A 20,272-nucleotide genomic window follows, 5' to 3' on the forward strand; every position below is an offset into this window, starting at 1 on the left:
GCTGCCGCCCGGCCTTGCTCCCGCAGCCGCCGCTTTCTTCCCGCTCGTGTTGTCCCGTCCTGCTCGCGCCGGCCTCCTCCCCGCTCGCGCCGCCCGGCCTAGACCAGGATGTTGACCGCGCTGCCGTGGTCCAGCCGGGCGATCGCGTCCCGGCTCTCCAGCACCCCGATCCGGTCGTCTTCCCGTTCCGGCCGGGGCACCCCCTCCCGGACATGCTCGATGAGCTGCTGGCAGTCCTCCCGCAACCGCAACCAGGCCGCGTGCGTCTCCCAGGCGGACGACGTCGTCGAGGTACCGATGCTGATGCTCATCCCCACTCCTTGATCGTTTCGAAGGCCCCGACCATCGGCCGCCATCCGGCAACCTGAGGAATTCCCCACACCTCTCTTCCCTGCCACCCGGAGCCCCTCTCACCGGTCACTCCGAGGAGCGACCGAGAAGGCGCGCGACAGCGCCACCGTCTGCCCAGCGGGGCGTGCAAACCACATACCGGGGACAGTTCGGTCAGGTAGCGTCGGAAAAGTCTTCGCATTCCGAGCCAGGGCGGGAGGGACCGTGAGCCGATCGGCGAATCCCGGCTTCCAGAGCACCGCACAGCCCGGCCACACCACCGCCGGGCGCGGCGCTGACCTGCTGGTGTGATGCCGGTGTGGCTGGTCCTGGTCGGTGTCCTGGTCCTGGCGGCTGCCGGGGCGGCGTTCTACGTCCGGCAGCGGGCGAGCCCCACCGCCGCAGCGGCTGACACCCCGGGCGGCCCGGCGACGCTGGCCGACGCCCGGCGGGTCATCGCCGAGCTGTCCGAGTCACTGCGGAGCCGGGACACCGAGCTGGCGCAGCTGCAGGAGGACCGGGCGGCCCAGGTGCAGTCCACCGCGTTGCAGCAGAAACAGCAGCAGCAGACGTTGCGGCGGCGGGCCAAGGAGGCGATCGACAGCACCGCCGCGGTGATCGGCGGCAAACTCGAGGACGTGGTGGTGCAGGTCGGCGCGGCCCGGGACGCCGCGGCCGCCACCCACGAGGGGGTCTCGCTCACCAACGAGGCGGCCGCCGCGCTGGTCCGGCGGGCGCACAGCGCGGACGAGGCGGCCACCGCGCTGAACGCGAGCCTGCGCCAGGTCGCCGGGATCGCCAGCGTGATCTCCGGGATCGCCTCGCAGACCCGGTTGCTCGCCCTGAACGCGACGATCGAGGCGGTCCGGGCGGGCGCGGCGGGCAGCGGCTTCGCGGTGGTGGCCGACGAGGTGAAAAGCCTGGCCGACACCACGGCGGACTCGACCGAGCAGATCACCAGCACGATCGCGGCGCTGGAGGCGGACGTCGCGCAGATGGGCCAGACGCTCAGCGCGATCATCCACGACGTCGGGGACATCGAGGACGCGATGCGGCAGCTGGACGCGATCGCCGACCGGCAGCACGACATCGTGGTGCAGCTGCACCGGAGCGTCGACGCGACGATGGCGCAGATCGGCGACCTGTCCGATGTGGCGGAGCGGCTGGAACGCCGCCGGCACGACCGGCTGGCCATCGAGGGCACGGTCCGGCTGATGGTCCCGGCCCGCCCGCAGCCGATCACCGCCCAGATGGTCGACCTCAGCTCGGACGGCCTGGGCTGCACCCTGCCGGCCGACGTCCCGGTCGCGGTCGGCGACCTGATCCGCACCGAGTTCACCTTCAACGGCCTGAGCGGCACCGCCCAGGCCAAGGTGATGCGCCGCACCCCGCGCGACGACCTGATCGAGCTCGGCCTGCAGTTCCAGGACCTGGCCGCGCCGACCCGCAACCAGATCGACAGCTACCTGACCAGCCTCGGCGCCGACGAGTAGGCCGCCGATCGAGTGAGCCGGCGCTCGGGTGAGCCGCCGCTACGCCGGCGGGGTGGCGCTCTCGGCGAGGTCGAAGACCCCGGGCAGCGGCTCCAGCAGGTACCGCTGGACGGCCGGCCCGACGGCCGCCACGATCGCCTCGGCCGGCGCCGAGGCCAGCGGCTCCACCTTGATCACGTAGCGGGCCAGGGCGATCCCGGCCATGTGGCTGGCGGCCAGGCTGACCCGCAGCCGGCCCTCGGCCTCGTCCAGGCCGAGCCGGGGCACCGCCCGGCGCAGGATCTGGCTGACCACGAACTCGCGGAACAGCTTCGCGGTCCACTCGGTGCCGACCGCGGACCGCAGCAGCGCCACCCCGGCCGCCCCGCCCGGCCCGTCCCAGATCCGCAGGAACACCCGGACGAACCGGGCGCCCACCTCGTCACGGTCCCCCTCGGTGGCCGCGTCGAGCACGTCGAGCGGGTCCATCGGGGCCTGCATGGCGGCCAGGAACAGCTTGTCCTTGGTCCCGAAGTAGTGGTGCACCAGCGCCGGGTCGACCCCGGCGCTGGTCGCGATGGCCCGGATCGACGCCCCGTCGTAGCCCTTGTCCGCGAACGCCGCCCGCGCGGCGTCGAGGATGGACTCGCGGGTGTCCGGGTTGCCGGGCCGCCGCCCGGTCCGCCGTGCCATCACCAAGACCCCTTTTCCCGTACGACCAACGCGCGCTACCGGTCGTACCAAATCATGCCGTCCTCCGCCGCAGCGTGGCGGCACCCACCGCGAGTGCGACGAGCACCGCGCCCAGCACGATCGCCAGGTCCCGCCACATCGTGCCGGTCGGCTCGGCGTGCATGCCGACCTCGTTGAGCGCCTGCACCGAGTAGGACATCGGCAGCACGTCGCTGACCGCCTGCAGCCAGCCGACCATCGCCTCGCGCGGCACGAACAGCCCACAGAGGAACAGCTGCGGCGCCACCACCAGCGGCATGAACTGCACCGCCTGGAACTCGGTCCGGGCGAACGCGCTGCACAGCAGGCCGAGCGCCACGCCGAGCACCGCGTTGGCCACGGCGATCAGCACGACCAGCTGGACCGCACCGGCGGTCTGCATGTCGAGCACCCAGTAGGCGAAGCCGGCCGCGAACGTCGCCTGCACCGCGGCGGCCAGGCCGAACGCGATCCCGTACCCGAACAGCAGGTCGAGCTTGCCGACCGGCGTGGTGAACAGCCGCTCCAGGGTGCCGGTGGTGCGCTCGCGGAGCATCGCGATCGAGGTGATCAGGAACATCACGATGAACGGGAAGACCCCGAGCATGGTGAGCGCGATCCGGTCGAAGACGCGGGGCTGGCCGTCGTACATGAAGTAGATCAGGGTGATCAGCAGGGTCGGCACCACGACGATCAGCGCGATGGTGCGCGGGTCGTGCCGCAGCTGGGTGAGGATCCGCTTGATCGTGCTCAGCAGGATCATGCCGCCACCGCCTCGTGCTTGCGGATCAGGTTGAGGAAGGCCTGGTCCAGGTCGTCGGTGCCGGCCGCCGCCTTCACCGCGGCCGGGGTGTCGTCGGCGATCAGCAGCCCGTCGCGGATCAGCAGCAGCCGGTCGCACCGGTTCGCCTCGTCCATCACGTGGCTGGAGACCAGCACGGTGGCGCCGTCGGCGGCCATCCGCCGGAAGTGCGCCCACAGCTCGTCGCGCAGCACCGGGTCCTGCCCGACGGTCGGCTCGTCGAGCACCAGCAGCTCCGGCCGGCTGACGATGGCGCAGGCCAGCGAGGCCCGGCTGCGCTGCCCGCCGGACAGGTCGCTGACCAGCTGGCCGGCCGCACCGGTCAGCCCGACGGTCTCGATCGCCTGGTCGGCCGCGTCCTTGCCGAGCCGGTAGAGGGACGCGAAGTAGCGCGCGTTCTCCCGGACGGTCAGGTCGGCGTAGACGCTGGGCGCCTGGGTGAGGTAGCCGATCCGGCTGCGCAGCGCGGGCGAGCCGGCCGGGCTGCCGAGCACGGTGACGGTGCCGCCGGCGACCACCTGGACGCCGACGACGGCCCGCATCAGCGTGGTCTTGCCGCTGCCGCTCGGGCCGAGCAGGCCGGTGACGCTGCCGCGCGGGACGGTGCAGGAGAAGTGGTCGAGGACCGTCCGCTTCCCACGGGTGACGACGAGGCCGGAGACCTCGATCGCGGTGTCCATGGTTCCTCCCGGGAACTCATCAAGTGTTGAACTCAACGGTAAATGAATTCCCGGAGCGGGTCGAGTGACTATTTCAACGCATGATGAAATCGCTGCAGCACGGCGTCCACGTCCTCGTCGGTGAGCTGGCCGAAGTCGCGGTACCAGCGGCCCACGGCGAAAAACTCGGGCGGCGCGCTCAGGCAGACCACCCGGTCGGTCTCCGGGGCCAGCAGGTCCCGGGCCGGCGGCGCGCAGACCGGCACGGCGAGCAGCACCCGGTCCGGGTCGCGCCCGTTGATCCAGCGCAGCGCGGCGTGCGCGGTCACCCCGGTGGCCAGCCCGTCGTCGACCAGGACGACCACCCGCCCGGTGACCGGGGGCGCCGGGCGGCTCCCCCGGTAACGGCGCACCCGCCGGGCGAGTTCCGCCCGCTCGGCGGCGAGGGTCCCGGCCAGGTCCTGCTCGGTGACCCCGGCGTACCGGAGATTGCCCTGGTCGTAGACCGGCGGACCGTCCTCGGCGATGGCGCCCAGGCCGAACTCCGGGTGGCCGGGCGCGCCCAGTTTGCGGGCCACCACGATGTCCAGGTCGGCGCCGAGCCGCTCGGCGACCGGCGCGGCGACCGGCAGGCCGCCGCGCGGCAGTGCCAGCACGAGCGGCCGGTCGCCCGGGGCGCCGATCACCTCGGCCACCCGGTCCGCCAGCGCGCGGCCGGCCTCGGCCCGGTCAGCAAAAATCACGAGAAATCACCCCCAGCGGCGGGCGGTGGCGACGTGGTCGAGAGCCGGGTGCCGGCGCGGCGGCACCGAGGTGAGGAACGCGGCGAACCACTCCCCCGCCTCCTCGGCCACCGTCTCCAGCGTCCCCGGCTCCTCGAACAGGTGGGTGGCGGACGGGATGATCCGCAGCTCGGCGTGCGCCCGCATGGTGTTCCGGGCTTCCTCGTTGAGCTCCAGCACCTCGTCGTCCCGCTCGCCGACGATCAGCAGGGTCGGCACCCGGACCTCGATCAGGCCCGGTCCGGCCAGGTCCGGGCGGCCGCCGCGGGACACCACGGTGCGCACGCTGTCCGGCCGGGCGGCCGCGGCGAGCAGCGCGGCCGCCGCCCCGGTGCTGGCGCCGAACAGGCCGAGCGGCAGCCCCGCGGTGGCCGGCTGCACGCCGAGCCAGTCGACCAGGCCGACCAGCCGGTCGGCGAGCAGCCCGACGTCGAAGCGCCGGGCCCGGGTGTCCTCCTCCGGCGCGAGCAGATCGGCCAGCAGGGTGGCGAACCCGCGCCGGTTCAGCTCGCGGGCGACGAACTGGTTGCGGGGACTGTGCCGGGAGCTGCCGCTGCCGTGCGCGAAGAGGACCACACCCGAGGCGTGCTCGGCGAGGGTGAGGTCGCCCTCCAGGCTGACCTCGCCGAGAGTGATCCGTTCCGTAGTGGTCCAGGTCGTCATGTCCGTCCCTTTCTGCTCGACCATGGCGGGGCGTGCATTCCGGGGAGACAGTTCCCACCGTACGCGTCCTCAGGTGGCCCGGTGGCCAGCCGATCTGGAGGAGGACGAGTGCCCAGGAGGTTGACCCCCGATGTCCGTTTCGCGGCTGAACCGCACCCAGCAGCCGTCCACGGTGACCCCGGTCCGGCCGTCCGCCCGGGAACGCCATCAGAACGCCCGCGACGACGCGGCCTCGCTCACCGACCGGGACCGGGAGCTGATCTACCAGGCCACCGGCCAGCGCATCGGGGACGGCCAGCCGAACGCCGGCTGGATCAACTCACTGGCCGCCGCGATCGCCGCGGACCGCACGGGCGGGCGGCTCGCCCCCGGGCAGGAGGTGACGGCGGCGTACCTCAAGGATCTGTCCCGGCGGTGGGACCAGGCCGCACCGGGCCGCAACCCGGTGGCCGGCTATCTGGAGCCGGCGCTGCGGTACCTGTCCCAGCGCGGCGACGGCAACCGCCTCGACGTCAGCGCCTGAGGTCAGCCCCGCTGGGTGCGCTCGACCAGGGCGGCCGCGACATCCCGGAGCTTGCGGTTGGTGTCCTGGGAGACCCGGGTGAGGATGGCGAAGGCCTCGTCGGCGCTGCACCGCCGCTCGCCCATGATGATCCCCTTGGCCTGCTCGATCACCGCGCGGCTCTCCATCGCCGCCTGCATGTGCTGGGCGAGCGTGGCGGTGGTGTCGTAGAGGTGCGCGTTGGCCAGCGCGACCGCGGCGTACCGGACGAAGGTCTGGGCCAGCGCGATCGCCTCGTCGTCGAAGGCGCCCGGGCTGCGGCCGTAGATGTTGAGCGCCCCGGTCACGTTCTCCACGATCGGCAGGCCGACCGAGAGCATGCTGCCGATGCCGGAGGTGGCGGCCAGCTCGGACCAGCCGTCCCAGCGCCCGTCCCGGCCGGCGTCCGGCACGGAGATCGTGGTCTTGGCGGCGGCCGCCTCCAGGGACGGGCCGCGATCCTGCCGGTACTGCCACTCGTCGAGCTGGAGCGCGATCTCCCCGGTGTGCGCCGGCGTGTGCGCGGCGCCGTCCCGGATCAGGGTGATGGAGACCTGCTCGGCGCCCGGAAGGGTGCGCTGGGCCAGGTCGGCGACCCGGTCCAGGACACCATTCAGGTCGGTCTCGCCTAGCTTGATGCGGCCGAGTTCCGCGAAGGCCGCGGCTTGGTCGGCCGGGTCGTGCGCCATCAACGTCAGTGTTTCCCCGCAGCGGAGCGGCAGGCCGTCCGTCGGACGACTCGCGCTGAGTGAGCTGGTGTCGCTGCCCGGAGGGCCGGAACGGCCCTCGGACCTGCGCCGCTGCTTGACGCTGGTTGGCCGGTGCCGGTGTCCGACATCGACCGCAGGACGCCGATAATACCCAAAGTCACCACGGGATACGCAGCGCGGTACCGAGTCCGGCGATCAGCAGGACCTCGCGAGCGGTACCCTGCACCCCGGCCAGCTCCAGCACATGACCCCGCTCGGCGCCCCGGCCCTGCGCCGCCGCGATCGCGTTCGCCCCGGCCGCGCCGAAGTGGCTGACTCCACTGAGATCACAGGTGACCAGCGGGTACGCGTCGATGGCGTGTTCCAGCGCGGTGGCCAGCACGCTCGCGGTGTCGGCGTCCACCTCGCCGTGCGCGTGGACCACGGCGGAGTCCGGGGTGAGCTGCCGGAAATACACGGTCAGAGGCGGATCAGCGGGCACGGCGCATCCCTTACCGTCGGCTGGCGATGGCTAGGGCACGTGGCTTGACCCAGCCTCACCCTACTGCGCGGACGGAGGCCGGACCGATTGCTGTCCGGCGCGGCGCGAAAGCGGGTAAGAAAGGAGAGCATGACGCCGGAACCGATGGATCCCACGGCCGCCTTCACCGCGCTCGGCCGGATCAACCTGGGCGAGACCGACCTGGAGGGGGTCCTGGCCACCATCGCCGACCTGGCTAAACGGACGGTTCCGGGAGCCTTCGAGGTGTCCGTGACGCTGATCCGCGACCGCGGCCCGCACACCGTGGCCAGCACCGGCGAGGCCGCCGACCTGGTCGACAAGTGGCAGTACGAACGCGGCTCCGGCCCCTGCCTGGACGCCTGCAAGCAGCGGAGCACGCTGCTCGTCGAGGACGTCGCCGGGGAGCGCCGCTGGCCGGGCTGGGAGACGAACGCCCGGGAGGCCGGGGTGGGTTGCGCGCTCAGCGTCGGCCTGCCGATCCGGGAGCGGGTCGCCGGGGCGCTCAACATCTACGCCGAGTCGGTGCGGGCCTTCGACGAGGACGCCGTGGTGCTCGCCGAGACCTTCGCCAGTTACGCCGCGGTCGCGCTGGCCAACGCGCACCTCTACAACACCTCGATGACCCTGGCCCAGCACATGCAGACGGCGATGGAGAGCCGCGCGGTGATCGAGCAGGCCAAGGGGATCATCATGGGTCAGCGGCGGTGCAGCGCCGACGAGGCGTTCACCATCCTGTCCCGGGCCTCGCAGGAGTCCAACCGCAAGCTCCGCGAGGTGGCCGCCGACCTGGTCGAGCGCGCCCAGCGACCCGGCTAGTCAGCCGGCGATCGCCGCGCACCCCAGCGCGCGAGATGCTGGACAGCCCCGCAGCCAGCGGGTTTTTCCCAGCTGCTTCGGTACGCGCGGAAAGGTCCCGCCCGCACCCGCCACAAGTCCCGTCGCACCGCCCCGCGGCTCCTCCTCACCCGGCGCGCTTCATCCACATCAGCACGTTGTCCACAGCCCCGCCTCGGAAGATCCCGCTGCCGCGCCACACTGTCTTTCGGGCGGCTCCCCCTGGGCGGGCGGGGACTGGCGAGTGGCCGGACACCCGTGCCGACACCGCATTGACCGGCCGGAGCGGCAGCTGTGCCGGACGGCCGGGACCAGCGGACGGCCGACGACGAACGGCCGACCACGCGCGAACAGCCGACCACAGGCGAACGGCCACGCACGAACGGCCAACCACAGGCGAACGGCCACGCACGAACGGCCAACCACAGGGGACCGGCCGACCACGGGCAAGCGGCCGACCACAGGCGAACGGGGGCCGACCACGAGCGAACGGCCGACACCCGGCCGCCACCACTGAACGGGTAGCGGTCAGGGGGTGTGGTCGAGGAGGTGGCGCCAATGGCGGATCAGGGGGGCCGGGCAGGTCAGGTCCTGGACGCCGGCCATCCGGAGCTGGTCGAGCAGGTGGGTGCTGGGGCGCAGGTCGAGGGCCACCTGGCAGGGGATGGACTGGGTGCCGGCGACCGAGACGGACCATTCGACCAGTTGGAGGACGACGAGTGGCAGGTGGTCGGGTGGGAGGAGCACGTCGTTGCGGACGGTGCGGTCCCAGACCATGGTGTGCTGGGCCAGGTCGGCGGTGTTGACGTGCAGCAGGTGGCAGTCGTCGACCAGGTCGGCGACGCCGAGGGCGGCGGCCGGGGTGGCCACGTCCAGGCCCAGCCGCCAGCGGGAGCCGGTGGCCGCGGCGAAGGCGGCGATCTCCTCGCGGGCGGCCACCATGGGCAGCACCACGACCGGGTCGTCGGCCGGGGACTGGTCGACGATCGTACCGAAAGAGGTCAGTGCCTCCGGGGACAGTGAGCGGACCCCGCGCCGGCCGAACGACGCGGCCGGCGGGCCGCCGGCCGGCTCGTCGAAGTAGCGGATGGCGGGCAGCGGCCGGCCCGACTCGGACAGGAAGCGCCACAGGTCGTCACGCTCGGCGGCGGGCAGCGCGCGCAGGTCCTCGGCGCGCAGCGGCGCCCAGCCGTCGGCGAGGTGCCCGGCCTCCTGCGCCTCGGCCAGCGAGGCCACCTCGGCGTGCAGGCGCAGCCCGGCCGCGTTGAGCAGGAACGGGGCGGTGGTCGCGGCGTCGAAGTCGACGATCACCTCGTGGCCGAGCCAGCTGTCGTCGACGGTGATCCCGGTGAGCACCGGCACCGGCAGCGACCAGAGCGCGCGGGCCTCCGGCGCGTACGGCGTGACCGGCTCCTGGACGATCACCCCGGACAGCCGGGGGGCCAGCGTGCGGATCAGGTCGGCGTCCGGTTTCTCCAGGTAGAGCAGCGCCCGGCCGTAGACGATCTCCTCGATGCCACTGCGGTCGACCAGGAGACCACGGTGACGGCCGAACCCGTAGGCGATCCCTGGCTCGTCCTCGGCCCGGTCACTCATGCGCGCACCTCGCGGGGAAGGGCTGACAAACGACTGTCCGCTACGGACGGTAGTCCTGATGGGCCGGGAGCGCAGCCCGGGAACGTGCCGGATGCCGTACCGGAAAGGGGGTCCCGGTCAGTGCGTGATCGGGATCCGCCAGAAGGCGGGCGAGTCGCGGTCCGCCTGGCGGGCGACGGCCCGCAGCCAGAGCAGGGCGATCAGCGAGATCACCAGCAGCCCGCCCCAGGACAGGATGGTGAACAGGTGGGTCTGGGCGCTGGTCGGCTGCGGCTGGTAGCCGCGCTCCAGCAGGGCGTACTGGTAGGGGGTGCCGGTCAGCACCAGGGTGACCAGCAGCGCGATGCTGTGCATGCTGTCCCAGAGCGCGTGCAGCACCGAGACGCCCAGGTAGGACAGCAGCAGCCGCCGGGTGAGCGCGAAGTGCCGGCGGCCGCTGGCGGAGAAGAGCACGCCGCCCAGGATCGCGGTCCACAGGCCGTGGCCGAGCGGGGCGAGCAGGCCACGCAGCAGCTCGGTCTGGACCAGCTGGGTCAGTGACAGGCCCTGCTCGGTGAAGAGCGCGGTGAACGCGTATCCGGCGGATTCGAACGCGGCGAAGCCGAAGCCGACCGAGGCGCCCAGGACCAGGCCGTCGGCGGCGTACTTGTGGGTGAGCCTGCGGGTGAGGAAGGCGAGCGCGGCGAGTTTCGCGGCCTCCTCGATCAGCCCGACGCCGAGGAAGAAGCCCGGCGACGGATGCAGCAGGTAGGTCTCCAGCAGCGAGGCGGCCAGCACGCCGAGTACGCCACCGGTGACGAACGTGCTGAACAGCAGCTCGGCGGTGACCTCGCCGCTGTGCCGGCGGCCGAACGCCCACAGCACGAAGGTGACCGGGACCAGGAAGCTGCCGAGCAGCACCAGCGTGGGGATCAGGTTGGGGTTGCCGGTCGCGAGGGTGACCACCACCGTGAGGACCCACAGCAGCAGTCCGGTGAGGAAGACCCGCAGCCAGTGGCGGCGGGGTCGTGCGGCGACTTCGTCCATGGCGCCGGGATACCCCGGTCCCGGCGCCACGCACACTGTGACGCTCAGCGCCGGGTGTAGAGGAACCCGAGCCTGTCCACCGCGTCTCCCGCGCGCCCGTGGAAGCCGGCGATCTGCCAGCCGGCCGGCGCATCGCGGGTCACGCAGTCCGCGGTGGCGGTCCCGCCGGCCAGGGTGCGGCCCAGGTTGGTGGTGAACTTGGCGTAGAAGATCCGGGTGTGTGAGTTGTGGACCCCACGGCACAGGTACGCACTCGTCACATATTCCCCACTGCCCAGGGTCAGCGACGTGGCGGTGCCACCGGTCCCGCCGTGCGTGCCGATCCGGTCCACCCGTGACCCGGCCCGGATGCTGATCGCGCTCGGGGTGGCCAGCGTGTCCAGGTCGTTGAAGTAGTCGCCGTGCGGCCCGCCGAACTGCTCGCTGACCTGGTAGGCCGGGTTGGTGGTCCAGCTGAACCCGGCGCTGACCGGGTCGTGGTCGGAGAGCGTCAGCCCGTCGGCGGTGAGGAACGACGCGTGCTCATTGTGGTAGGAGGTCGCGGTCAGCGTGAGGAACTTGCTGCTCCGGTAGAGGATCTTGTCGACCACCTCGCAGGTGTCCTCGGCGCAGAGCAGCGGGTCGCTGCCCTTGACCGGGGGCGTCCCGCCGCGCGTGAGCTGCACCCAGGCGTCGGTGAGCCGGTTGGCCGCCACGAAGTCGGCGATGGTGTCACCGGCCCGGGTGTAGCGGGTGTTGGTGTCGCCCATCACGACCACCGCGTTGCCCTGCGAGTGGGCGCCGATGAACGCGGTCAGCTGGCGCAGGTTGTCGGCCCGGGCGGCCAGGTCGCCGTCCCTGGTGCCGGCGTTGGTGTGCAGGTTGTAGAAGTCGGCGTAGACGCCCTCGGCCAGCCGTACCCGGCTGAAGGTGAAGCCCTTAGGGTCAGGCAGTCACCGGAGTCGAGTTGGCAGGAGTGCCACCGGACGCGCTCGAAGTCGTCGGTGTCGTAGGCGTACGAGGAGAGGCTGTTGAGCCCGGAGCCGATGCCGGCGCCGCCACTGGTCGGCGTGCGGTGGGCGTGCGTGTCGGCGGCGTACAGGTAGGCGTGGTAGTTGAAGTCCTCCTGCACGTGGACCACGTCGTAGCCGGTGAGCCGCCGGCCGATCGCGGTGGTGGCGGATTTCCGGTCGGTCTCGGCGCTGGACAGGATGTCGGGAAGTCCGGCTACGTTGTAGGAAAGAACCTTGAAAGATCCGCTGGGCGCGGCGGACGCGGGGGCGGGGACGGCGAGGAAGGCGGCTGTCAGAGCCGCGACCGCGAGGCGTGTCGTGAACACGAACCGGACGCTAGGCGCGGAACCGCTCGAAGGGAACCTCGGCTACTCGTCGGTAGCTCGATGTTCACGTTAACAATCGCGCCCGTTGGCCGCCCGTTGGGAACGCTTGAAAAAACTTCCACCCCATGTCTTCCCTCTCCCGCCGGACCTTGCTGGCCGGCGCTGCCGGGCTCGCCGCCGGCCCGGCCCTCCTCCGTTCCGCGGCGTCCGCCGCTCCGGAAGCCGCTCCGGAAGCCGCCGCCACCGAAGCCGCCGCGGAAGCCGCCGCCCCGGGAACCGCCGCGCCGGCCCAGGCCTTCGTCGACAGCTACCGCACCAACGTCACGGCGAACCTGACCGCGGAGACCAACGCCGCCGTGCGGATCCTCTCCGGCTTCTCCCGGGTCTGGGCCACCGGCGCCGCCTGGAACACCGGCACCGTCCTGGACCGGGCGTTCCTGCGGGCCAACGTGCGCTACGTCGCCGAGGTGACCCGGCGCCGCACCGACGCCGAGGCGGCCAAGGCGTTCATCGTCGACCGGCAGCACCAGAGCTACTCGGTGATCGCCGGCCTGGGCCCGCTCGCCGACCTCTACAAGGCCGGCGCGCTCGCGGTCACCGGCATCACCAGCGCGCCCGCCACCACCCCGGCGACCACGGTCAGCGACGCGGTCCCGGCCGGCGCCCCGGCCGGCTCGGCGCTCGGCGCCGGCTCCCCGACCTCGCCGCTCGGCAAGGTCGCCACCCTGGTCAGCACGCTGCGCGGCAGCTACTCGTCGGGGAACCCGGCCAAGTTCGCCTTCCAGTACCCGCGCCCGTGGCGGCTGGCCGAGGACAGCAGCGTCACGCCGACCGGCGCGGTGGACGAGTTCGGCTTCCCGGTCTACGACTCGGCGGTCGTGGTGGTCCCGGCCCTGCTCCGGCAGCGCGGCACCAATCCGGCCGAGGACGGCGGCTACGTCTCCGGGCATACCAACGCGCTGTTCCTGGCCGCGCTCGCCTACGCGTACGCGATCCCGGAGCGCTTCCAGGAGCTGATCACCACCGCCTACGACCTGGCGCACACCCGGATCGTGGCCGGCATGCACTCCCCCGCCGACGTGATCGGCGGCCGGATCCTGGCGACCGCGCTCGCCGCCGCGATCCTGCGCGACCCGGCCACCGCGACGCTCAAGGCCGAGGCCCGCGCCCAGGCCCGGGACTACTTCCAGGCCCAGATCAAGAGCCAGGACCTCGTCGCGTACGCCCACCGCCCCGCCGAGCGCCGGGCGAACGCCGCGCTCGTCCGGCACAAGCACACCTACGACCTACCCGCGCACGGCAAGCGGGTCCCGGTCACCGTCCCGGCCGGCGCCGAGGTGCTGCTGGAAACCCGGCAGCCCTACCTGGACGACGCCCAGCGCCGCGAGGTGCTCCGGACCACCGGCCTCACCTCGGGCCACCCGATCCTGGACGGCCCGGAGCAGTGGGGCCGGCTCAACCTGTTCGCGGCCGCCGACGGCTACGGCGCGTTCGACGCGACCGTCGCGGTCACGCTGGACGCCGCCCGCGGTGGCTTCCACGCCGCCGACGCCTGGCGCAACGACATCGGCGGCCGGGGCGGCCTGGTCAAGCTCGGCTCCGGCGCGCTGGAGCTGTCCGGCGACAACGGCTTCCGCGGCGGGGTCACGCTGGCGCGCGGCACGCTGACCGCCGGGTCGCCCACCGCGCTGGGCGAGGGCGACGTGACCGTCACCGGCGGCACCCTGGACCTGGCCGTCGACGGCGTCCGGATCCGCGGCGGCTTCCGGCAGACCGGCGGCGTCCTGGCCGTCACGGTGGACCCGAAGGGCAAGGTCCCGCTCACCGTCGGCGGCGACGCCACCATCGGCGGGAACGCGACCGTGCGGGTCGCCGTCACCCGTCCGGCGAAGGGCGTCACCGTCCCGGTGCTCAGGGCCCGGCACCTGCGCGGCCGGTTCGCGAAGGTGGAGGTGACCACCCCGGGTCTGCGCGCCGAGCTGGTGACCCACGGCGACACGATCGCGGTACGGATCCGATGAAACCGTGCCGGGGCCCCGGAAAAGGGCCCCGGCACAGTCCATAAAGCTGTGTTGGCCTTGACAAACGTCGATACCCGGCCATTACATGTGTCCGGGAGGTAACACGATGACCATGCGCCGGAGATGCCTCGCTCTGCTCGCCGTGGTGCTGGCCGTGGTCACCGCGCCGGCCGCGCCGGCCTCGGCCGCGCCGGTGGCGTGCGCCGCGCCGGCGCCCAGCACCACCCATCCCGGCTACCTGGTCTTCGACCCGGCCTGCGACGTGTCCGGGGCGGCCTTCACCCCGCTCGCCGACGCCTCCGGGACGGCGCTCACCCGGATCTGGACCGGCATCCGGGACGGCGCGGCCTACCGGGTCGAGGTGCCCACCCGGTGGAACGGGCAGCTGGTCGTCTACGCGCACGGCTACCGCGGCACCGGCAACGTGGTCTACGTCGACAACCCCTCGCTGCGCGCGCACTACATCAGGTCCGGGTTCGCCTGGGCCGCCTCCAGCTACGCCACCAACGGGTACGACGTGGGCCAGGGCGTCCGCGACTCGTACGCGATGATCGAGACCTTCCGGCAGGTCACCGGCAAGCGCGCCCGCTCGGTGATCATGAGCGGCGCGTCGATGGGCGGGCAGGTCACCGCGGTGGCGATCGAGCGCTTCCCGCGGGCGTTCAGCGCCGCGATGCCGTACTGCGGGGTGCTCGGCGACACCAAGCTCTACGACTACTTCCTGGACGCGAACGTGACCGCGGCCGCCCTCGCCAAGGTGAAGATCGACTTCCCGCTGATGCTGCCCGCCGACTTCCCGGCCACCTGGCGCGCCCAGGTGAACCAGATCGCCCCGGCGCTCGGCGTGAAGGCGGGCACCGCCCCGGTGCTGACCACCGCCGGCAAGGAGTGGTCGAACGCGGTGGAGCGGCGCAGCGGCGGCGACCGGCCCGGCTTCGACTCGGCGTTCGCGTACTGGAACGCCGCGCCCGCCCTGGCCCCGCTCAACGACCTGCCGTTCCTGTTCGGCGTCTACCCGGGCCTGACCGGCGGCACCGGCGGGATCGCGCCGGGCAACGTCACCGACAACCGGTACACCTACTACCGGCTCACCAACGGTCCGCTGCCGACCATCCCGGAGCTGCGGCTCAACGCCGAGGTGCTGCGGGTGCAGCGAACCGCCACCGCCGACCCGGGCCTGGCCGGCATCCCGCGGGTCAACGGCACCCCGTCCATCCCGGTGCTGTCCCTGCACGACATCGGCGACCTGTTCGTGCCGTTCTCGATGGAGCAGGAGTACGCCCAGCGCGCCGCCCGCAACGGCCGCGGCCACCTGTTCGTCTCCCGCGCGATCCGTGGCGTCGGCCACTGCGACTTCACCGAGGCCGAGCTGACCCAGGGCTTCGACGACCTGGTCCGCTGGGTCCGCACCGGCCACCGCCCGGCCGGCGACGCGATCCTGGACCGCCGCGCGGTCGCCGCGGACACCTTCGGCTGCCGCTTCACCAACGGCGCCCACGCCACCTTCGTCGCCCCGAGCTGCGGCTCCTACAACCCGCGCTTCTGATTCTCCGACACCGTCAAGATCAAGAGATGGATGACTCGGGTCCGCGCTGATCACCGATCGTCGCTCCCGCCAGGGACCCTTCCGGGCTGAGCTGGCCGCTGACGCGTCCAGAACGCTCAGCCCGCAAGGGCGACGTCCGCGGGTGGCCACGACCCGCCGACCCCAACCCCGAGGCCGGCCTCGGCGGGCGGGTCAGCACCCGGCGTGCGGTCAGTAGACGGTCTGCTCCAGGATCTCGCGGAAGGCTCGGGCGGCCGGTGACTCGGCGCCGGACAGCCGCTGGGCGGTGAAGATGGTGCGGCGCGGGGCGCCGGCCAGCTCCAGCAGGCGGCAGGAGGTCTGCCGGCCGGCCCAGACCAGGTCCGGGATGAGGGCGACCGCGTTGCCGGACTCGACCAGCCGGATGTGCGCCTGCAGGTCGGCGGTCTCGTAGCGGACGTCCGGCTCGAAGCCCGCGCGGCGGCACAGCTGCTCGGCGAAGTGCCGGGACGCGGCCCCGCGCGGCTCCATCACCCAGGGCATCTGGCGGGCCGAGTCGAGCGAGTCGACCGGGTGCAGCGACTCCGCCTCGGCGGGCAGCGCGAGCCGGATCGCGTCGGTGGTCAGGTCCCGGCGGTCCAGGCCCGGATGGTGCGGCGCGGCGTGCGCCGGGTACTGCTCCGCGATCACCATGTCGAAGTCGCGCGCCCACGTCTCCCGGAGCGCCTCCTCCGGCTCCCGTTGCACCATCTCCACCCGTACGTCGGGAAAACGAGCGGCCGTGGCGCGCAGCGCGGCCGGCATGAAAGCGAGCGCCGCGGACTGGAAGACCGCGACCCGGACCGTGCCGGTGACCCGGGTCGCCGCGGCCTGCAGGCGTGCCTCGGCCCGCTCCAGGGTATCCAGCACCTCGCCGACCGAGGCGACCAGCACCTCGGCCTGCGGGGTCAGCTGGACCCGGCGGCCGGCCTTGCGCAGCAGCACCGTGCCGGTCTCCCGCTCCAGCTGGCTGAGCTGCTGGGAGACCGCGGACGGGGTGAAGTTGAGCGCCTCGGCGACGGCGGCCAGGGTGCCGCGGATGGCGAGTTCGCGGAGCAGGATCAGGCGGCGAATCTCCAGCATTCGGACACGTTAGCCGTACTGAAGGTTACTCGTCAGAAAGCTTCGCTTTTCCTTACCGGATTTCTGGATACAGACTCTCAACGAATGCGGAAGGAGCATCCCGATGTCTGAGATTGCCGACGAGACGATCGCTCTCGTGCGTCGTTGGTTGAGTGAGGCCGCGACCGTCCCGGTCGGCGGCTCGGCAGCGCAGCTGGCCGGCCTGTTGCGCGACCCGAAGGGTCTCGGGTTCGCGGTCGGCTTCGTGGACGGCGTGGTCCGTCCGGAGGACCGCAAGGTCAGCGCCCGCACCCTGCACGCGCTGGCCGGCGACGTGCCCGGCTTCCTGCCCGCGCACCTGCGCGCCGCGGTGAAGCTCGGCGGCGCGCTCGCCCCGATCATGCCGAACGTCGTGGTGCCGATCGCCCGCCGCGCGCTGCGCCAGATGGTCGGCCACCTGATCGTCGACGCCACCGACGCCCGCCTGGGCCGCGCGATCAAGAAGATCAAGAGGCGTGGGGTACGCCTGAACGTCAACCTGCTCGGCGAGGCCGTCCTCGGCCGCGGTGAGGCCTCCCGCCGCCTGAAGGACACCGAGCGCCTGCTGGCCCGGGCCGACGTCGACTACGTGTCGATCAAGGTGTCGTCGACCGTGGCCCCGCACAATCCGTGGGCGTTCGACGAGGCCGTCGACGACATCGTGACCGAGCTGCTCCCGCTGTTCACGCTGGCCGCGCGGACCGGCAAGTTCGTGAACCTGGACATGGAGGAGTACAAGGACCTCGATCTGACCATCGCGGTCTTCACCCGGCTGCTGGACCGGCCCGACCTGCTCGGCCTGGAGGCCGGCATCGTGCTGCAGGCCTACCTGCCGGACGCGCTGAGCGCGATGACGCGGCTGCAGGTCTGGTCCGCGTCGCGGCGCGAGCGGGGCGGCGCCGGGATCAAGGTGCGCCTGGTCAAGGGCGCGAACCTGCCGATGGAGCGGGTCGAGGCGGCACTGCACGGCTGGCCGGTCGCCACCTGCGACAGCAAGCAGGCCACCGACACCAACTACAAGCGGGTCCTGGACTACGCGCTGCAGGCCGACCGGATCCGGAACGTCCGGATCGGCGTGGCCGGGCACAACCTGTTCGACGTGGCCTACGCCTGGACCCTGGCCGGGCAGCGCGGGGTGCGCGACGGCATCGAGTTCGAGATGCTGCTCGGCATGGCCGAGGGGCAGGCCGAGGCGGTCCGGCGGGAGGTGGGCGGGCTGCTGCTCTACACGCCGGTGGTCCGGCCGGAGCAGTTCGACGTGGCGATCGCCTACCTGATCCGGCGGCTGGAGGAGGGCGCCAGCTCGGACAACTTCATGTCCGCGGTGTTCGAGCTGCACCAGGACGAGGCGCTGTTCGAGCGGGAGAAGGAACGGTTCCTCGCCTCGCTGCGCGACCTGGACGACAGCATTCCGGCCGCCAACCGGGTCGCGGATCGGCATGCGGCCACACCCGCCGCCCAGCCGGGACACTTCGCGAATTCGCCGGACACCGACCCGGCCGTCGCCGCCAACCGGACCCGGATGCGCGAGATCCTCTCCCGGGTGCCCACCTCGCAGCTCGGCACGGACATCCCCCGCATCGCCGAGAAGGCGGCGCTCGACGAGCTGCTCGGCAAGGCCGCCGCGGCGAATTGGGGAGCCGCCGACCGCCGCGCGGTGCTCCACCAGGTCGGCGACGCGCTGGAGCGCAACCGGGACATCCTGCTCGAGGTGATGGCCGCCGAGGCCGGCAAGACCATCGACCAGGCCGACCCCGAGGTCTCCGAGGCGATCGACTTCGCCCACTACTACGCCGAGCTGTCCGCCGCCGAGATCGACGGCGCCACCCCGGTCCCGGCCCGGGTCACCCTGGTCACCCCGCCGTGGAACTTCCCGGTCGCCATCCCGGCCGGCTCGATGCTGGCCGCGCTGGCCGCCGGCTCCGCCGTGGTGATCAAGCCGGCCGGCCCGGCCGAGCGCTGCGGCACCGTGCTCACCGGGATCGTCCGGGACGCGCTGGCCGCGGCCGGCGCCGACCCCGACCTGGTCACCCTGCTCCAGGTCGACGAGGGCACGCTGGGCCGGGAACTGGTCGCCCACCCGCTGGTCGACCGGGTGATCCTGACCGGCGCCTACGAGACCGCGGAGCTGTTCCGCTCGTTCCGGGCGGACCTGCCGCTGCTCGCCGAGACCAGCGGCAAGAACGCGATCATCGTGACCCCGAGCGCCGACCTGGACCTGGCGGTCAAGGACGTGGTGGCGTCCGCGTTCGGGCACGCCGGGCAGAAGTGCTCGGCCGCCTCGCTGGTCGTCCTGGTCGGGTCGGTGGCCCGCTCGGAGCGCTTCCGGACCCAGCTGCTCGACGCCGTGTCGTCGCTCGCGGTGGGCTGGCCGTGGGAGGTCACCACGCAGGTCGGCCCGCTGGTCGAGCCGGCCGCCGGGAAGCTGCTCGACGGGCTGACCACGCTCGGCGCCGGGGAGAGCTGGCTGCTGCAGCCACGGCAGCTGGACGAGAACGGGCAGCTGTGGAGCCCGGGCATCCGGGACGGGGTGCGGCGCGGGTCGGCGTACCACCGCACCGAGTACTTCGGCCCGATCCTCGGGATCATGACGGCGGCCACCCTGGACGAGGCGATCGACCTGGTCAACGAGGTGGACTTCGGGCTCACCTCCGGGCTGCACTCGCTCGACGCGGCCGAGGTGCGCACCTGGCTGGACCGGGCGCAGGCGGGCAACCTCTACGTGAACCGGGGCATCACCGGCGCGATCGTCCGCCGGCAGCCGTTCGGCGGCTGGAAGCGGTCCGCGGTTGGCCCCGGCACCAAGGCCGGCGGCCCCAACTACCTGATCGGGCTGAGCGGCTGGGCGCCGGGTGAGTCGTCGGCCCGGGCCGACATCCAGGCTGCTTCGGTACGATCCCTGCTCGCCGATTGCGCCGCCCTCGTCACCGCCTCCACGGAGCGTGCCGCCCGCAGCGACGCGGCCGCCTGGGCGGCGTCGTTCGGCCGTGCCGAGGACGTGTCGGACCTCGGCGTCGAGCGCAACGTCCTGCGCTACCTGCCCACCCCGGTCACCATCCGGCTCGCCGACGGCGGATCGCCCACCGACCTGGTCCGGGTGCTCGCCGCCGGCCTGCTGACCGGCGCCCCGATCCGGGTGTCCTCGGCGGTCGAGCTGCCGGCCGCGCTGGCCGCGCACTGCCCGGAGCTGACCGTGGAGTCGGACGAGGCGTTCGCGGCCGGGCTGACCGGCGCCGGCCGGGTACGGCTGATCGGCGGCTCCGCGTCCGAGCTGGCCACCGCCACCGGCGGCCGCCCGGACCTGGCGATCTGGGCCGGCCCGGTGGTCGAGGCCGGCCGGGTGGAGCTGCTCCCGTTCCTGCGCGAGCAGGCGGTCAGCATCACCGCCCACCGCTTCGGCAACCCGCTCCCGATGGCCGCCGAGGTCCTCTGACCTCACCGCTGGCCGCAAGCCGCGGTCCCCTGCTTGCGCTGAGCGCGGCGCCCGCCGCCGGTCACCGTCCCGGCCGCGGCGCGCGCTCCCCGGCTGGGCGTGAGGGGTGTCTCGAGTACCTCGAGACACCCCTCACGCCCAGCCCGCAACCGCGAGGCGCGTCACGGCCCGGACCACAGCGCGCCTCGCGGTGCGTCCGGCTGGGCG

At 72.8% G+C, this 20,272-nt stretch carries 19 protein-coding genes; 6 read left to right on the top strand and 13 right to left on the bottom strand.

What is annotated here, in order from left to right; all coding sequences use genetic code 11:
- Positions 1-98: 98 nt before the first annotated feature.
- Complete coding sequence (locus BJY16_RS40790; RefSeq protein ID WP_185044866.1) at positions 99-311, bottom strand: hypothetical protein; 213 nt, start codon at positions 309-311, stop codon at positions 99-101.
- A gap of 330 nt (positions 312-641) precedes the next feature.
- Here BJY16_RS40790 and BJY16_RS40795 point away from each other — a divergent pair, with 330 nt between their 5' ends.
- Positions 642-1,823: a methyl-accepting chemotaxis protein gene (locus tag BJY16_RS40795; protein WP_185044867.1), complete on the top strand. Its 1,182-nt coding sequence runs from the start codon at positions 642-644 to the stop codon at positions 1,821-1,823.
- Between the two features lie 39 nt (positions 1,824-1,862).
- On the opposite strand, the gene BJY16_RS40800 is transcribed toward BJY16_RS40795, so the two are convergent.
- From BJY16_RS40800 to BJY16_RS40820, 5 genes are all read right to left on the bottom strand, one after another.
- Positions 1,863-2,495: a TetR/AcrR family transcriptional regulator gene (locus tag BJY16_RS40800; protein WP_185044868.1), complete on the bottom strand. Its 633-nt coding sequence runs from the start codon at positions 2,493-2,495 to the stop codon at positions 1,863-1,865.
- Between the two features lie 52 nt (positions 2,496-2,547).
- Positions 2,548-3,276: an ABC transporter permease gene (locus BJY16_RS40805; RefSeq protein ID WP_185044869.1), complete on the bottom strand. Its 729-nt coding sequence runs from the start codon at positions 3,274-3,276 to the stop codon at positions 2,548-2,550.
- Complete coding sequence (locus BJY16_RS40810; protein WP_185044870.1) at positions 3,273-3,995, bottom strand: ABC transporter ATP-binding protein; 723 nt, start codon at positions 3,993-3,995, stop codon at positions 3,273-3,275. The genes BJY16_RS40805 and BJY16_RS40810 overlap by 4 nt, the downstream gene beginning before the upstream one ends.
- 68 nt (positions 3,996-4,063) lie before the next feature.
- A complete protein-coding gene (locus tag BJY16_RS40815) occupies positions 4,064-4,717 on the bottom strand; it encodes a phosphoribosyltransferase (protein ID WP_185044871.1) in 654 nt (217 codons plus the stop codon).
- Positions 4,718-4,723: 6 nt separating this feature from the next.
- The gene (locus tag BJY16_RS40820) at positions 4,724-5,419 is read right to left on the bottom strand and encodes a dienelactone hydrolase family protein (protein WP_185044872.1); all 696 of its coding nucleotides are present in this window, start codon (positions 5,417-5,419) and stop codon (positions 4,724-4,726) included.
- A 130-nt stretch (positions 5,420-5,549) separates the two neighbouring features.
- Here BJY16_RS40820 and BJY16_RS40825 point away from each other — a divergent pair, with 130 nt between their 5' ends.
- Entirely contained in the window at positions 5,550-5,942 is a 393-nt protein-coding gene (locus tag BJY16_RS40825; RefSeq protein ID WP_185044873.1) for a hypothetical protein, read from the top strand.
- Between the two features lie 2 nt (positions 5,943-5,944).
- Here the strand turns inward: BJY16_RS40825 and BJY16_RS40830 are convergent, their stop codons facing one another.
- Both BJY16_RS40830 and BJY16_RS40835 read right to left on the bottom strand, forming a co-directional pair.
- Complete coding sequence (locus BJY16_RS40830; protein WP_185044874.1) at positions 5,945-6,649, bottom strand: GAF and ANTAR domain-containing protein; 705 nt, start codon at positions 6,647-6,649, stop codon at positions 5,945-5,947.
- A 178-nt stretch (positions 6,650-6,827) separates the two neighbouring features.
- Positions 6,828-7,151, bottom strand: a complete 324-nt coding sequence (locus BJY16_RS40835) for an STAS domain-containing protein (protein ID WP_185044875.1) — start codon at positions 7,149-7,151, stop codon at positions 6,828-6,830.
- A gap of 144 nt (positions 7,152-7,295) precedes the next feature.
- Between BJY16_RS40835 and BJY16_RS40840 the strand changes: the two genes are divergently transcribed.
- Entirely contained in the window at positions 7,296-7,988 is a 693-nt protein-coding gene (locus BJY16_RS40840) for a GAF and ANTAR domain-containing protein (RefSeq protein WP_260418366.1), read from the top strand.
- A 546-nt stretch (positions 7,989-8,534) separates the two neighbouring features.
- Here BJY16_RS40840 and BJY16_RS40845 read toward each other — a convergent pair.
- The 4 genes from BJY16_RS40845 to BJY16_RS48055 all read right to left on the bottom strand — a co-directional run bounded on the left by BJY16_RS40845 (position 8,535) and on the right by BJY16_RS48055 (position 11,946).
- Positions 8,535-9,602 (bottom strand): hypothetical protein, encoded by a 1,068-nt coding sequence (locus tag BJY16_RS40845; protein ID WP_185044877.1) that lies wholly within the window; start codon positions 9,600-9,602, stop codon positions 8,535-8,537.
- Between the two features lie 117 nt (positions 9,603-9,719).
- On the bottom strand, positions 9,720-10,628 hold the full coding sequence (locus BJY16_RS40850) for a PrsW family intramembrane metalloprotease (RefSeq protein WP_185044878.1): 909 nt from the start codon (positions 10,626-10,628) through the stop codon (positions 9,720-9,722).
- A 44-nt stretch (positions 10,629-10,672) separates the two neighbouring features.
- Entirely contained in the window at positions 10,673-11,521 is an 849-nt protein-coding gene (locus BJY16_RS48050) for a jacalin-like lectin (RefSeq protein WP_373873412.1), read from the bottom strand.
- Positions 11,422-11,946 (bottom strand): exonuclease/endonuclease/phosphatase family protein, encoded by a 525-nt coding sequence (locus BJY16_RS48055; RefSeq protein WP_239176619.1) that lies wholly within the window; start codon positions 11,944-11,946, stop codon positions 11,422-11,424. The genes BJY16_RS48050 and BJY16_RS48055 overlap by 100 nt, the downstream gene beginning before the upstream one ends.
- Positions 11,947-12,071: 125 nt before the next feature.
- Between BJY16_RS48055 and BJY16_RS40860 the strand changes: the two genes are divergently transcribed.
- Together BJY16_RS40860 and BJY16_RS40865 are read left to right on the top strand one after the other, a co-directional pair.
- A complete protein-coding gene (locus tag BJY16_RS40860; RefSeq protein ID WP_185044879.1) occupies positions 12,072-13,967 on the top strand; it encodes a phosphatase PAP2 family protein in 1,896 nt (631 codons plus the stop codon).
- Between the two features lie 106 nt (positions 13,968-14,073).
- A complete protein-coding gene (locus tag BJY16_RS40865) occupies positions 14,074-15,513 on the top strand; it encodes an alpha/beta hydrolase family protein (protein ID WP_185044880.1) in 1,440 nt (479 codons plus the stop codon).
- A 210-nt stretch (positions 15,514-15,723) separates the two neighbouring features.
- Here the strand turns inward: BJY16_RS40865 and BJY16_RS40870 are convergent, their stop codons facing one another.
- Positions 15,724-16,614 (bottom strand): LysR family transcriptional regulator, encoded by an 891-nt coding sequence (locus BJY16_RS40870; protein ID WP_185044881.1) that lies wholly within the window; start codon positions 16,612-16,614, stop codon positions 15,724-15,726.
- 103 nt (positions 16,615-16,717) lie between these two features.
- Between BJY16_RS40870 and BJY16_RS40875 the strand changes: the two genes are divergently transcribed.
- Entirely contained in the window at positions 16,718-20,065 is a 3,348-nt protein-coding gene (locus tag BJY16_RS40875; protein WP_185044882.1) for a proline dehydrogenase family protein, read from the top strand.
- Positions 20,066-20,272: the final 207 nt, after the last annotated feature.

Source organism: Actinoplanes octamycinicus (assembly GCF_014205225.1).
In the GTDB taxonomy this organism is placed as follows: Bacteria; Actinomycetota; Actinomycetes; order Mycobacteriales; family Micromonosporaceae; genus Actinoplanes; species Actinoplanes octamycinicus.